The sequence below is a fragment of the Wenyingzhuangia sp. IMCC45533 genome (assembly GCF_054111225.1).
The window spans coordinates 172,800-186,625 of record NZ_CM134197.1 but is presented as its reverse complement, the minus strand read 5'-3'; the positions used below and the strand labels follow the sequence as shown (position 1 = coordinate 186,625).

At 29.4% G+C, this 13,826-nt stretch carries 13 protein-coding genes; all 13 read right to left on the bottom strand.

Translation table 11 applies throughout. The features are described from left to right. Window positions 1-84: 84 nt before the first annotated feature. Complete coding sequence (locus tag ACXGQW_RS00810) at window positions 85-834, bottom strand: hypothetical protein (RefSeq protein WP_457823218.1); 750 nt, start codon at window positions 832-834, stop codon at window positions 85-87. 22 nt (window positions 835-856) lie between these two features. After that, window positions 857-1,576, bottom strand: a complete 720-nt coding sequence (locus ACXGQW_RS00805; protein WP_457823217.1) for a hypothetical protein — start codon at window positions 1,574-1,576, stop codon at window positions 857-859. Window positions 1,577-1,966: 390 nt separating this feature from the next. Next, entirely contained in the window at window positions 1,967-2,245 is a 279-nt protein-coding gene (locus ACXGQW_RS00800) for a hypothetical protein (RefSeq protein ID WP_457823216.1), read from the bottom strand. 190 nt (window positions 2,246-2,435) lie between these two features. After that, window positions 2,436-3,548 carry a Fic family protein gene (locus tag ACXGQW_RS00795; protein WP_457823215.1) on the bottom strand — a complete coding sequence of 371 codons (1,113 nt, stop codon included), beginning with the start codon at window positions 3,546-3,548 and terminating at the stop codon, window positions 2,436-2,438. A 949-nt stretch (window positions 3,549-4,497) separates the two neighbouring features. After that, entirely contained in the window at window positions 4,498-5,442 is a 945-nt protein-coding gene (locus ACXGQW_RS00790; RefSeq protein WP_457823214.1) for a hypothetical protein, read from the bottom strand. A gap of 223 nt (window positions 5,443-5,665) precedes the next feature. Continuing rightward, window positions 5,666-6,157 carry a hypothetical protein gene (locus ACXGQW_RS00785; RefSeq protein WP_457823213.1) on the bottom strand — a complete coding sequence of 164 codons (492 nt, stop codon included), beginning with the start codon at window positions 6,155-6,157 and terminating at the stop codon, window positions 5,666-5,668. A gap of 343 nt (window positions 6,158-6,500) precedes the next feature. Beyond that, a complete protein-coding gene (locus ACXGQW_RS00780; protein WP_457823212.1) occupies window positions 6,501-7,310 on the bottom strand; it encodes a class I SAM-dependent methyltransferase in 810 nt (269 codons plus the stop codon). A gap of 852 nt (window positions 7,311-8,162) precedes the next feature. Then, window positions 8,163-8,699, bottom strand: a complete 537-nt coding sequence (locus tag ACXGQW_RS00775; protein ID WP_457823211.1) for a hypothetical protein — start codon at window positions 8,697-8,699, stop codon at window positions 8,163-8,165. 207 nt (window positions 8,700-8,906) lie between these two features. Next, on the bottom strand, window positions 8,907-9,335 hold the full coding sequence (locus tag ACXGQW_RS00770) for a DUF3995 domain-containing protein (protein WP_457823210.1): 429 nt from the start codon (window positions 9,333-9,335) through the stop codon (window positions 8,907-8,909). Further along, entirely contained in the window at window positions 9,332-10,465 is a 1,134-nt protein-coding gene (locus ACXGQW_RS00765) for an FAD-dependent monooxygenase (protein ID WP_457823209.1), read from the bottom strand. The genes ACXGQW_RS00770 and ACXGQW_RS00765 overlap by 4 nt, the downstream gene beginning before the upstream one ends. Before the next feature lie 45 nt (window positions 10,466-10,510). Continuing rightward, complete coding sequence (locus ACXGQW_RS00760) at window positions 10,511-11,359, bottom strand: IS3 family transposase (protein WP_457824203.1); 849 nt, start codon at window positions 11,357-11,359, stop codon at window positions 10,511-10,513. Window positions 11,360-11,373: 14 nt separating this feature from the next. Further along, window positions 11,374-11,766: a helix-turn-helix domain-containing protein gene (locus ACXGQW_RS00755; RefSeq protein WP_457823182.1), complete on the bottom strand. Its 393-nt coding sequence runs from the start codon at window positions 11,764-11,766 to the stop codon at window positions 11,374-11,376. 252 nt (window positions 11,767-12,018) lie between these two features. Next, entirely contained in the window at window positions 12,019-13,641 is a 1,623-nt protein-coding gene (locus tag ACXGQW_RS00750) for a hypothetical protein (protein ID WP_457823208.1), read from the bottom strand. Between the last annotated feature and the right edge of the window lie 185 nt (window positions 13,642-13,826).

Here is a 13,826-nt window from a genome sequence, read left to right as displayed (position 1 = left end):
TTATTTTCGAACCAAAATTAGAAGCTAGTTAAAAATAACAAATTTTGTTTTTTTAATATAGCCCCAAATTGAGTTTATACATTGTTAGCTAATGTTTTTCATTTCAATTATAACATTAATTAATACTTCAACATTTTGATATTCTTTATCTAAATCCATAGCTACTAATTTTTCAAAATGTTTTAAATAAGGATCTAATGTATTCTCTTTTGATGTAGTTTTTAGATGTATAAAACTATTTCTAACCTTACTTAATTGTAATATTTTCGAATATCTATTCTGATATTCTTTCTGGTTTTTAATTTCTTTAATTAGAGGAATTACTTCACGGAATTTATCTTTTAAATTATAATTCTTTTCAATCTCGTTTTTAAAGTCTTTCTTTCCATCTTTTTCAATAATTAATTTTTCTGGAATAAGATTATTAATAAAAGACTCAACAGTCATTATTAAAAAAATAAGAGAACTTATTTTATTCAAAATAAACTGATTGTATACTTGTTGATTTAGAACTTTTACATTAAAATTTTCACTTAGATTAAATTCTGTTTCAACATTTAATTTAAACTGATTTTCCATCTCCCTAATTTTAAGATTTAGGGATTTTGAATTAGCTAAAAAGAGCATATAAGGTTCGGGCATAAAACCTGAGTAAAATTTATTCTTGAAGTTGATTTGGGTAAGATATTTTACGGTCTCATTAAATAACAGAATCCAAGTTGTTGATTTTCCCTCTTTGGTGTATTTTTTAAAATGAGAATCTTCTCCTTTTTTTACTGGAACTTTATTTATTTCATCTTGCGTAATACTATATTTTTTTAAATTAGATTCCATTTTTTAATGTTAGCTAATGATTTTATTTGGAATGCTTTTTTCTTTTATCCGCCTCTTTTAATATCAAGTAATATATTTCAATAAGTATTTTATCAAGCTTCCTATTAATATTATAAACTTCAAAAGATATATTATAAATCAAAGTAGTATCTAAACTATACATGTTATTTATTAACAAAAGTGCATCTTCATTTTTATGTGCTGAAGTTTGATTTCTAGCTGGAATTAGCATTTTCTCATGTTGCTTTCGAACATTTGATAATTCCTTATGTATTGCTTGAATTCGGGTTATATATTTATGATACTTATTTTCTTTTAATTCATTGATGAACTTTTTTCCAATTAAGGAATTAAAATCTTTCAAATATTCAGCAAGGATTAAGCATAACATTCTAGCACAAAGTAACTTTTCAAATCTCCTATCAGAAAGTCTAATTCTTTCAAAGAAGAGTGTTAAGTCAGCTTGTACTATATACAAATGGAGTTGTGTATTAAGGATATTATCAAATCGATTTATGCCGTAATTTTTCGTTTTTTCACTAAAAGCTCTAGTCATTTCTGCAGAGGTTTCAGTCAACTCCAAATTCTTATAAATTACTTTTTTTAACTCTTCTTTACTTTTTTCTAAATCATCAATTTGTTTAAGTAAGTTTTTATCTTTTTTACTAAATATTTTTCTTAGGATCATAGCAATATTAGCTAACGGGTTTGGCTTAAGGTTAGTGTGGGAGAAGAAAATCATTGATTTTCGAGCACGCACTAAGCTGAAGCCTTTTGTTTAGTTTTTAATTTTGTTGTCGAAAGCTAAATCGAAAAGGATTTAGCGACCTAGTAAATATACACAAAACATCGGATTAGAAATCAAGCCCACATTAACTTTAGCCGTTGTTACCTTTTCGTTTTTTCAGAACGTAACTATTTATTCAGCGTTGTGATTTTTTCAATTCGTGTAGCTATTTTTTTAAAATTAATAATCTCATATAACTCCTCTAAGATGACTGCTAAATTTTTAGTTATTCTAAATTCTGCCTTTTAAACTCAGATTCAATGTTTTCAAAGCGTGTCTTAACAATTGATGTATTTATCCAGTAATTCAGAAGATAAAGAATTGTTGAAATAATAATTCGACTTGTCAAACTAGTTCCATTTGCCCAAAAAAAGATAAAGGAAGCAATACTGAATAAAGCAGATTTAAAATAATAGAATCTATCTCAATCTTCCAATTATTTTTGTTGTATTCACCAGCAATTGTCGGCTTAAACCTAGGGGCAGTCCTTTTGGCATAAGTTTTAATTGAATTTTTAAATTTAAGGCTTATTGTATCTGTAACAGTAAAATCATTTTTCTCTAGAATGTCAATTAGTATTTGTTTGTTTTTATCTGTAATTTCAATTGTAGATTTAATTTTCATTCCAATGAAAGGTAACGGGTTTGCATAAGAATAGTTTGGGCTAAAGAATCGAAAATTATCGAAGCTGTACTAAGCTTAAACTTATTTTATGTTTTTAATTTTTTCTTTTCTTAAAAATAGTAAAATTAAGTTTAAGCGACATTGTAAAAAAGCTTAAAACTTCGATAAAGTACTAAACCCCAAATTGTTTTTATGCGTTGTTAGCACCTGGCGTTTTCAATTCGTAATTTGTACTTCTTCCTCCTGATTCTTCCTGTTTTAAGATATCTTTTGAAATTAAATCTTTGATATCTCTAAGAGCAGTATCTGTAGAACATTTCGTGATTTTTGCCCATTTTGACGTCTTTAATTTGCCATCAAATCCATCTAGAAGTTTGTTTAGCATTTTTCTTTGTCTACTGTTTAAATCAGTTTCCTTATGATATTCCCAAAAATTAGATTTATCTAAAATTTTTTGAAACGTTGTTTCTGTCAATTGAAGTGAACTGTACAAACAATTTAAAAACCATTCTAACCATTCTGTAATATCTCCAGAGCTATGTTGAACTTTTTGTAAAACAGAATAATATGTCTTCTTTTCTGCTAAAATTTGATTTGATAAACTGTAAAATCTCAAAGAACTATTCTCAGATTTAGCTAGAAAAAAGTCAGTCAATGCTCTTGCTATTCGTCCATTTCCATCATCAAAAGGATGTATTATTATAAACCAAAAATGTGCTATCGCAGATTTAACCACGAGATCTATTTTATTTTCATTATTTATCCAGTCAAGCAAAATATTCATTTCTGTTTGAATATTGTCATGATGTGGTGCTTCAAAATGAACTTTTTCTTTTCCCATTGGACCAGAAACGATTTGCATTTTATCAGTTCTATAGCATCCTGTGTCTATTTTATATAATCCACTGTATCCAGTTGGAAATAAAGAGGCATGCCAACTAAATAATCGCTCATTTGTTAAGACTCTATCGTAATTTTTTGTGGCGTCCAACATCATTTCTACAATGCCTTCAACATCACGGCTTACGTGAATAATTCCTGAAGTTTTTATTCCAAGTTTTTGAGCAATAGAAGATCTGACTTGTTCATAATTTAGAAATTCTCCTTCAATTTCGGAAGACTTTAAAACATCTAAAGTTAAAGTTGATAAATAGGTTTCTTCTTTGAGCGTAAATCCAATATTGCTCATTTTTCCAAATATCTTGCCTTGAAGATGTCTAACCTTACCTAAAATACTTCCAATTTTCTTTTCATTCCAAGTAAAGTTTGGCCATTGATTATATTGATAAATGTATTTGAGCATTTGCGGTGAATGTAAGTTTATTTACCGCAAATATAATGAGAATAAAATATTTATTCACCGCATTTAGATTTTTTTTGCTTGGTGCTAACGGCTTTAGCTATGATTAGTACAGAGTTGGACAGAGAATAAAGTGTCAGACTATGACTGAAGCAAAAACCTTTTTGTTTGTTTTTAAATTTTAAAATTAAAACTAATAATAAAGGTTTTTGTGACCAAGTAAAACAGCCACAAACTTTGAGGCTAGGAGTGAAGCCTGTATTAATTATAGCTGTTGTTAACTTAATTTAGCATTTCGATTCAAAATTTCAAAAGAATAGTGAATTTTCAAACACGTAACTTATATAGAAATATCGTTCATGTTTTCAGATTATAGATATTTCAGTGTATTTAAATTTCAGTATTATTCACTTTCGGCAAACTCTTCGGAACATCTTCTGATATTTTCGTTTAGTAAAAACTATTTCGATCTGATTCAAATTTTCAAGATTGGTTAAGTTCTGCGAAGTCTTCAACACGTTTCTGCATTTCTAAACAGTTTCAAATTTCAGCGCACAATTCGGCACGTTCTATTTGATTGGCTAAAGTGTTTTCAATCGTATTTTCGACAGTAAAAAGTTCAAAAGTCGACAAAAAATTTTCGGCTGCGAGCTCGGGGTTTTTTTTAAGTGATTTTTTAGAGAAATACTTGTTTACCTACCGTTAATTTAAATTCCTGCGCCTAATTCCACCGGAATTAGTGGGCTATTTAAGTTAACGTTCTTGTATATGGCTCGTAGCGTGCAAATTAGCGATAACTATTCGGTTAAGCACGAGCCGAATTTTTTAATTATCTTATTACCTTTTCTTTTCAATAAGCCAAATTAAAAAATTTGGCGGACTTATAAATATTCCTTTACTTCGATTAAACAAATACCTAGCTATGAGCTATATACGTTGTTACCACACGTTTTTACTCGGTTTCTTCTACTGCTTGTTTCGGACTTGGAAAACTTGTTCCAACTCTTGGGTCCATTATATTTCCACCAAATCCTGTTTCTTCATCAGATAATTTGTCCGCAATTTCCAATAGTTTTGTCTTAAATTCTTCTCCGCCAATTTTTTTCAGAGAACGAATTGCAATAACTTTTTCAAAATTGTCATTATTCTCGCTTTGTATAAATTCGAATAGGAATTCTTTCGTGATTTTGTCATTTAGTAATGACATAAGTTGAACAGAAGAAACCTTTGAGTGAAAATTGTTAGATTTCGCAAATTTTTGCAGTCTTCTAAATTCGATTGGAATATCTAATAAATAAGCTGTTTCTAAAGAAGCGTGTTGTAAAAAGAAAGTTGAAATTTCATTTTCCTCAAATCCAGCTGGTTCTTTTTCAATCTGCTCGTTTATAAACTCCATTACCAAAGTTTTATCGTATTCAAGATTATGATAATAGTTCCAAATTGCTTGATAAGTCAATTCGTAAATATCTTTTGGAATTAAAGCTTGATGATAACTATGACGATAGGTTGCAAAAACATTATTTTCTTCGTCTAATACTGCAAAACCAGATGTCGGTGTTGGAATTGCAAAATTCCCATCTTCCTTTTTCGTTAGTAAGAAATATAGTTTTTGTCCTTTCTCAAAGTCATAATGAACTCCTTGACCTGAAGAACTTCCCAAGTTTAAAAGTGAAAATCCATTGATTAAAATTCTATTTGGTAAATTATTTTGTCCGAAATTTTGCAGAATTTCAAGATGAACTCCAAGACTGTCTAATTCAATTACATTCGCAAGTACAAAATATTCCGCTTTTTGAATTATTTCTTTCTGCCAAGGTTCGTTCCAAGTTTCCGCTTTTAAATTGGTTTGAATTCCAAGCGTTAAAATCAGAATTACTAAAAGTTTAATTTTATGCATAATGTTTTTTTCAAATGTGTGGTAACGGCTCTGGCTAAGGTTAGTGTAGGGGAGATAAATCAGGGATTTATCGAGAACGCACTAAGCTGAAGCCTTTTTGTTTAGTTTTTAATTTGTTTGTCAAAAGCTAAATCGAAAAGGATTTAGCGACTTAGTAAATATACACAAAACATCGAGAAAGAAATCAAGCCCACATTAACTTTAGCCGTTGTTGGGCTTAGTTTTATCGGATTTTATTTAATTCAACAGTCATCAAATTTTTATAATAAAAATGCATTCCGATATATAATGGCATTCCTATCATAAAATATATTATTGCATCAAATTGGGATCTTTGAGCACCAGTTACTTTATAGAATTTTTCTTGAACCAAAAACGATTTTATTATATAAACTAGAAAAGTAATTCCAATTACTAGCGAAAGTAAACTCAAAACAGGTAAAATATTCTCTGATATTTTCAATATTAAAAGAACTAAGTAAGTTACAAAAGCAATTTTAGAATATTTACTAAATGCATTATATAACTCTTCGGAATCCTTGAATGTTTCATTATTTAGATTGCCCTGAAGGTCTAGCATTTTACTGTTTATTCCTCTTTCGTTTAAAATTTCTAATGTTTCATTTCGTAACTCAATACTGTAGCCATATTGTTTATAATTTTTCACAATGTCAGTTAGTTTTTCGTCTGAAAATTTTAAAAGCTTTTCTCTCATGGTTTCTTTTATTGTTTAGCTATTAATCCTTATTCGGTTGTGAAGTAACTTTTGCTATATATATTTCTATTTGTTACACAAAAGTAATATTAGTTAACAAAATATTGAAATTTTTCACTTTTTGTTAAAATATTTTAGGACTTCACGATGTGTTCAATTAAGCCCAACGCGTTTGGCTAAGCTTAGTGTGGGAGTTGATAATCGGAAGATTATCGGACGAGCCACTGAGCTTAGACTTATTTTATAGTTTTTACTTCGTCGGATTAAAACTAATCAAATAAGTTTAAGCGGACAAAGTAAAGAAGCCAAAAACATCGAGAGAACCGAAAAACCCACATTAGGTTTAGCCGTTGTTGGCAACTGGCACTTTTCCTCTGACTTCATTCAGTTTCATTGTCATAGAAATAGCTTTGGTTTCAACCCATTCATTATATTCTTCAATTGCTTTTAATCTCAAATCGTTGTCTAAATATCCTTCTTCAACCATTTGAATAGAACCAGCAACTTTAGACCAAATTCCAACTTTTGATTTAAAATCTTCTCTATGCTTTTCGTAATGCTCGTTTGAGTTTATTTTTTCAATTTCAACTAATCCAATTTCCTTCATAAGGAGAGGTAAATCATCCGCAATTCCATTATTCATTCCCGCATCATTTCTCCATTTTAAGAAAGTCTTATAAAATTCTTTCATAGTTGTTGGTGGTTCAGGATTCCATTCTAAATTATTGTGATTATAATCTAGAATTGAAATTCTTCCATTTGGTTTTAACAATGATTTCATTTTTAATAATGCTTCTTTCGGATTACTTAACCATTGTAAAGTTCTTGCAGAAGTAATTAAATCAAATTTTTCATTAGTTTGAAAATCAAATAGGTCGAAATGTAAAAGCTTTAAATTTTCAATATTTTTGTATGTTTCATTTCCACTTTCTATAAATTTTGCTGTATTATCTATACCTGTAACTTTTCCTAATTTGCCAACAATGTTTGCAATGTCTTTAGAAATAGAACCAGTTCCGCAACCAACATCTAAAACAGAAATCCCTTCTTTCAGAATCGGTTCAAGAGTTCTATAATCAATACTTAAACTTCTATTGTCGAATATTTTCGTGGCTGCTTGCCCATCTCTTTCTATATGTTTATTATCTTTCATGGATTCATTTTCGCTTGTTGCCAACGGCTTTAGCTATGATTAGTACAGAGTTAGACAGAGAATATAGTGTCGGACTAAGACTAAAGCAAAAACCTTTTTGTTTGTTTTTAGATTTTAAAATTAAAACTAACAATAAAGGTTTTTGTGACCAAGTAAAACAACGACAAACTTTGAGGCTAGGAGTGAAGCCTGTATTAATTATAGCTGTTGTTAACTTAATTTAGCATTTCGATTCAAAATTTCAAAAGAATAGTGATTTTTCAAAAACGTAACTTAGTAGAGAAATCGTCTATGTTTTCAAATAGTAGATATTTCAGTGTATTTAAATTTCAATATTATTCACTTTCGGCAAACTATTCGGAACATCTTCTAATATTTTCATTCAGTAAAAACCATTTCAGTTTGATTTAAATTTTCAAGATTAGTTTAGTTCTGCGAAGTCTTCCACGCGTTTCATTTCTAAACAGTTTCAAATCTCAGCGCAATTTAGCACGTTTCGTTTAATTGTCGGGAGACTTTTCAATCGTATTTTCGACAACTTAAAATTCTAAAGTGTATAAAAAATTTTCGGCTGCGAGCTCGGGGTCTTATTAAATCTATTTTTGGAGAAACTCTTACTTATTTACCGTTAATTTAAATTCCTGCGCCTAATTCCACCGGAATTAGTGGGCTATTTAAGTTAACGGCTCCGTATATGAAAAGTAGCGCTGAAAATAAGCGACAACTTTTCGGTTTAAACACAAGCTGAATTTTTAAATTTTACTATTTATCTTTTCTATTGGAAATCGTCAAATTTAAAAATTTGGCGACTTTCCAAAAATACCCAAACCGTAGTGTTAGCAAGGACTTTCGCTATTTTTTATATACCTTGTTGTGCGTAGGCTTTATTTCTTTTTTAATTTCAGTAATATATTTTCTAACCATAAAAAAAGAAGGCCAATCAAATCTAACATTATTATGCTGAACATTCAAGTATATCGATTTCCCTCGTAAAATAAAGTTTAAATGTGCACTGCTAAATAGACTTCGTTTTTCGGCCTGTAAAAAATTATTGTTTTTGTATAGAAAGTTTAATTTTTTATCTGCTGTGATTTTTCCTATTAAAGCTCTATTTTCTTTGATTGTTTTGTTTGTATTAATTACAAAAACTTTATTTGATCTTTTGTGTTTTAAAATTGATAGGATTATAGATGCAATTATTAACAATGTTATCATTAAATCATATCTCAAAAAACTCTCAAATATTATTGTAAAAGGCAATATTAGAAGTACACCAAACATCATTATATCAGTAATAAAAGTGAAGTAATTCCAGAAATTTTTTGTATAAATCAATCTTTTTTTATCGATAGTCTTTTCAAAATCAATATTTTTTAGATTATATACCATTATAATTTTTTTCTTGAATTAGTTTTATGAATATAATAATTTTTTTTCAACGTTTAGTTTTAGTTGCTTACGCACAACGGTCTAGTATAAGAATAGTAGCGGATTTTTACACACTAACTTTTCGGTTAAGCACAGACCTTTTTTTAATATACTTACTTTCGTTTTAGCGATTATACCGCTATTATTTTTATACATTGTTACCACCAGTTATTTATTCATAAGTTGTATCAGTATTCCTAATATTCCAATTATCAAACACAAAGGGATAAACCATTTCGAATCAGCTTTCGCAAATTCAGTATTCTTTATTTTTTTAAATAACCCAACATAATTAAAATCACCAATTACTCGTAAAATAAAAATGGAAGGAATTATCCAACTTCCATAGGTAATTATCCAATTCGGAATTTGAAAATTGATTAAGCCTATTTTTATAAAATAGATTAAACCAAATGAAATTAAGCCAATGCCCACAATTACAGTAGCAATTTTTGGTGGTTCCATTGCTTTTTGTCCAGCTTCTTTTGTGGGTAAAGCTTTTTCAAGTCCCCATTTTCCGCCCAAAAACCAATAAAAGTGGATAAAACCTAGTGAAGAAAAAACAGCAAATAAAATTATGCATAATACTGTTATCATATTTTTGCCAATTGAAAAATTTGTTCATTCTGTTTTCTATTAACAGACGAAGGTGTTAATCTCAACATTTGATTACGCAGACCAATTAATACTGGGTTTGTAAGATGTGCCATTTTTCCAACAAGCCAACTCGCTTTCACTACTTGATGTGCTTTAGGCAATCTTAAATTTTGATATTCGGAAAATGCTTTAGTAGTTTTATATTTGCTCAAACATTCTGAAAGAACATAAGCATCTTCTATGGCTTGACAAGCACCTTGTCCCATATTTGGGGTTGTTGCGTGTGCAGAATCTCCGATTAAGCAGACATTTTCTTTATACCAAATATTTGTTGGTTTTAAATCAGAAATTTCGGCAGTATTTATTTGTTCTTTTTTAGTTGATTTTATAATGCCTTTAATTACTGAATTGTAATCGCTGAAATACTGTTCTAAATCGTGGATAGAAAACTCTTTTTTATTTTTTTTGAACGATTTTAAAGCATACCAATAAACTTTATTTCGGGCAATTTGAACAAATCCAAAACGTTCTGATTTTCCCCAAGCCTCGTTTAGTTCGTTTCTGAATTTTATTGGTAATTCGTATTCCGTAATACCTCTCCAACATATTTGATTAGCATTTCGTATGCTATTATTCGGGAATAAATTTTGTCTAACTACTGAATTTAGTCCATCAGCACCCAAAACCGTTGAGGATTGTATTCGTTCCCCATTTTCAAATTCTAACGAATATCCATTTGTGGTTTCAACTATTGAAGTTAGTTTATGGTCAAGATTAATTTTGGTCGATTTTAATTTGTCAATTAATATCTGTTGTAAAGTTCCTCTATGAATTGCAATGTTTTTAGTGTTATGTTTTTGTTCAAAATATGACAAGTCGATTTTAGAAAGAGGTTTTAGGCTAGATTTGGTAATATTCATTGAAGAAATTGGATTTCCATTTTCCTCAATTAGTTTTCGCAAGCCTAACTTTTCATAAACTTGCATTGCATTATTAGCCAAAATAATTCCCGCTCCAACTGGTTTTATTTGTTCAGCTTGTTCAAAAATTCTTGTTTTGATTCCTTTTTGTTCAAGTGCAATAGCGGTAGTTAATCCTCCTATTCCTGCTCCAATAATATCTATGTTCATAAATGTTTTGTATTGTCCTGAAATAGGTTGACCTTTTTTGGTTATTTAAAAGGTTAATAATTCCAGTTTGTTTTTGTTTCTTCGGTACGATTTGTAGTTTATATTTTGATTTAAGTGGACGTGTTTTGGTGTGTATAAATCAAGACTACAATGTGGACGAAGATTATTATAAATATTGACTGCCTTTTTGGTAATCATTTTTGCTAATTTAAGATTTTTTATGACATTTTTTAGTCCATATTCATATTTTAAGGTTCTGTTAATTCTTTCTGCAACTGCATTTTCGTAAGGGTCGTATTGTTCGGTCATACTCATTATTATTCCATTGTCTTCTGCAAATTTTGTATAGTTAGGATTACAATATTGGAAACCTCTATCTGAGTGATGAATCAATTTTTGATTAGGATACTTTCTGTTTTTGATAGCCATTTTAAGGGCATCTAAGCAGAGCTGAGTTTTCATGTTGTTATCGATCTTATAGCCCATAATTTTCTTAGAATACGCATCTGTAACGAGTGCTAGGTATGCATGTCCTTTATCTGTTTTAATATATGTGATATCCGTTACCCAAACTTGTTCGGCTCTAGTGGGTACTTTTTCTTTAATTAAGTTCTTGTATTTGTAAAATAAGTGTTTAGAATTGGTGGTTACATGATAGTTTTTGTTTCTTTTAATCAGTAGTTTATGATTTTTTAGAAATGTAAAAAACTTATCTCTTCCCATTTTAATTCCAAGGTTTTTGAACTTGTTTTTGAGTTCATGATATAGTTTTTTAGCTCCTAAGAACTGTCCAATTTTGTTACGACATTCCTTTACAAGCTTGATGATAATTTGTTCGTTATGTAGTTGTTTTTGATGATTTTTCAAGCGTTTATAGAAAGCTTGTTTACTAATCCCAAAACATTGAGTTAACCATTTTCTTTTAAACGGTTTTGTTTCTTTTTCTGAATCTCGTCTGCTAATGTTTTGGGCAATGACTTTTTTGACGACTCGGCTCCAGTGATGATTTCCATATCGGCTATGATGTCTTGTTGAAAATCTTTCACGAATTCAAGTTCTTCAATTTTCTTTTTCAATTTTTTGATTTCGTCCTGTTTACTCATCGCTTTTTTCTTTTGCTCTAAGGTAGAATATTTTTTAATCCAATAATCGATAGAAGATCTAGGAACGTTATATTTTTTAGCAGCAAAGTTGGTAGAAATTTGACCGTTTTGAATTTGATCAATGATGAATAATTTGAGTTCAAAACCTACTTTGGTGTACGTTTTTTTTCGGCAGTGTTGTTTTTGATTACTTTCCATAAGTGACTAATATTAGATGAATTTTTAGTCAACCTATTTCAGGATTTTACATTTTTTCTAATTGGTGGTAACGGTGAGTATAAGCAACGTAGGGCAGAGTGTGTACTCTAACTCCAAGTTTATAACTAAGCCAAATATACTATTTTGTGTTTATCTTCAATATTGAAACACCAAATTTTATATTTGGCGACATAGCAGATAAGCTCAAACCTCTCGAACAAACTTAATCCGCCCTATGTTTTTTATACATTGTTAGGCACTTTTTACTTTAGGACCAAATGTGTTAAAATCAAAAGCTCTATACACTTTTCTAATGTTTGTATGAGCATTTGAAAAATCATTATTGTTCAAGATGTTTGCTAATACGGGTAAATCTTCTGATTCTGGCATAATGGTCGTCATTTTAGCAATCCAGTATTTTTTTACTGATTTTTCTATAGTTTCATCAATTACTATTTTTTCTAATACTTCACCAACTGATATTTTTTCTTCGAATAGGTCTTGTAGATAATGTTCATAATCTTCAGAAAGCCCTTTTAATCCATTTTTATTATAAAAGAGATGAAGCTTGTCTAATTGTAAATTGAAAGTATTTATTTCAGATACTATTTTTGTTATAAATACGGAGTTGGTTTCGATTGGTTTGTCATTTTCAATAGCCTCGATTCCTCCGAGAACAAGTGTTGCGTTTTTCTTTAGAGAACTGTTACCATATTTAGAAGCCTTTTTTATACAGGACTTTAATTGACCTAAATCCTCAGTTTTTCTAATAAAAAACCAATAGGGAGCGTTTGTATTGTTTTTGGCTATATTAATTGCTTCAATAATAAAAGGCCAAGATTGATGTGCCGTAAATTTCTTGTCTTTTTTTAGTATTTTTAATTCGTCTAAATCAAAAGAGAAAGCATTGTAAATAGAGGTTTTTGGAGGTAAGTCTAATTGTTTGTTTTTATTTAATCTTCCATTTGCATTTGCAACATCTGCATCAAATTGGTCTTTTATTTGAGTGAATTCTGATTTCAATGATTGTACTGAGATAGGTATAGCTCCTTGAATATCTCTACCAACTATTCTCACATCTAAGCTATCAGTACTATCTGTAACTTTATTTAAAGTAACAGGGTTTGCTTTTTCTAATGCATTAATCAGATAGACAATATCTGTTTTTTTTGGAGCAATTTTTATGTTCTCAAACTTAGATATCCATTCGGGTAATTCTTTAGGAATCTCAGGTAAAATTAAGAATAGAGAAGAAATAATTGATTTTTGTTCTTGAAGATTTTTAGTTTCATTAAAACGTTTGTATAAATCATTTATAACCAAATCAGAGTCAATTTTGATGCCAATTAACTCAGGTATTTTTGTTAAATACGGCTTAAAGTTATTGGATTCTCCTATTAATTTTAAGAAACAGCTTACGTTTTGGAATAGTGAAGCAACTAAGTCATAATTAATTCCATACCCATTATGAAGACCATTTGCCCTTCCTGTAATTATTAGTTGAAACCGACTTGTTAAACTTAATAATTTATCAATATGTTGGATAGAATTACTTATGCCGTTTGATAAGAATAAAATATTTGAAGATGATTGTTTTAATAGGGTTCTAAAGTCAGATAAAATTTCAGAAGCTGTTTTGTATTTTGCATTTTTATAATCACGATAGATACTTTTTTTTCCTAGTGCTTGAATTAAAATAGAACTCATAGCTAATTCAATAGAAGTTCCTATCAAACCAATTTCAGGAGAGTAACGCACTTGTTCCATTTTTAAAACATCTCGTCTAAATGAACAAATTCCAATTTGAGCTAACCCTAGAGATTCTATACTTGCTTCAATTAATCTTACTGTATCATTTTTTAATAATCTGGGCATTCGGGTTGGATTTAATCGTGCCTAACGGACTTGTGTATGAAACGTAGCGTGTAAAAATACGCTGACTTTTCGGATTTAGCACAGAGCCGAATTTTTATATTTTGTTTTTAATTTTTCATTTTTTAAAAGCCAAATTAAAAATTTGGCGGACTTTCTAAACATACACAAACCTTTCGGTTAAGCAC

What these genes read in the sequence shown, in the direction of transcription:
- ACXGQW_RS00810 (WP_457823218.1), bottom strand. Translation starts at nt 834, where the DNA reads ATGGAATCTAATTTAAAAAAATATAGTATTACGCAAGATGAAATAAAT.
- ACXGQW_RS00805 (WP_457823217.1), bottom strand. Translation starts at nt 1,576, where the DNA reads ATGATTTTCTTCTCCCACACTAACCTTAAGCCAAACCCGTTAGCTAAT.
- ACXGQW_RS00800 (WP_457823216.1), bottom strand. Translation starts at nt 2,245, where the DNA reads ATGAAAATTAAATCTACAATTGAAATTACAGATAAAAACAAACAAATA.
- ACXGQW_RS00795 (WP_457823215.1), bottom strand. Translation starts at nt 3,548, where the DNA reads ATGCTCAAATACATTTATCAATATAATCAATGGCCAAACTTTACTTGG.
- ACXGQW_RS00790 (WP_457823214.1), bottom strand. Translation starts at nt 5,442, where the DNA reads ATGCATAAAATTAAACTTTTAGTAATTCTGATTTTAACGCTTGGAATT.
- ACXGQW_RS00785 (WP_457823213.1), bottom strand. Translation starts at nt 6,157, where the DNA reads ATGAGAGAAAAGCTTTTAAAATTTTCAGACGAAAAACTAACTGACATT.
- ACXGQW_RS00780 (WP_457823212.1), bottom strand. Translation starts at nt 7,310, where the DNA reads ATGAAAGATAATAAACATATAGAAAGAGATGGGCAAGCAGCCACGAAA.
- ACXGQW_RS00775 (WP_457823211.1), bottom strand. Translation starts at nt 8,699, where the DNA reads ATGGTATATAATCTAAAAAATATTGATTTTGAAAAGACTATCGATAAA.
- ACXGQW_RS00770 (WP_457823210.1), bottom strand. Translation starts at nt 9,335, where the DNA reads ATGATAACAGTATTATGCATAATTTTATTTGCTGTTTTTTCTTCACTA.
- ACXGQW_RS00765 (WP_457823209.1), bottom strand. Translation starts at nt 10,465, where the DNA reads ATGAACATAGATATTATTGGAGCAGGAATAGGAGGATTAACTACCGCT.
- ACXGQW_RS00755 (WP_457823182.1), bottom strand. Translation starts at nt 11,766, where the DNA reads ATGGAAAGTAATCAAAAACAACACTGCCGAAAAAAAACGTACACCAAA.
- ACXGQW_RS00750 (WP_457823208.1), bottom strand. Translation starts at nt 13,641, where the DNA reads ATGCCCAGATTATTAAAAAATGATACAGTAAGATTAATTGAAGCAAGT.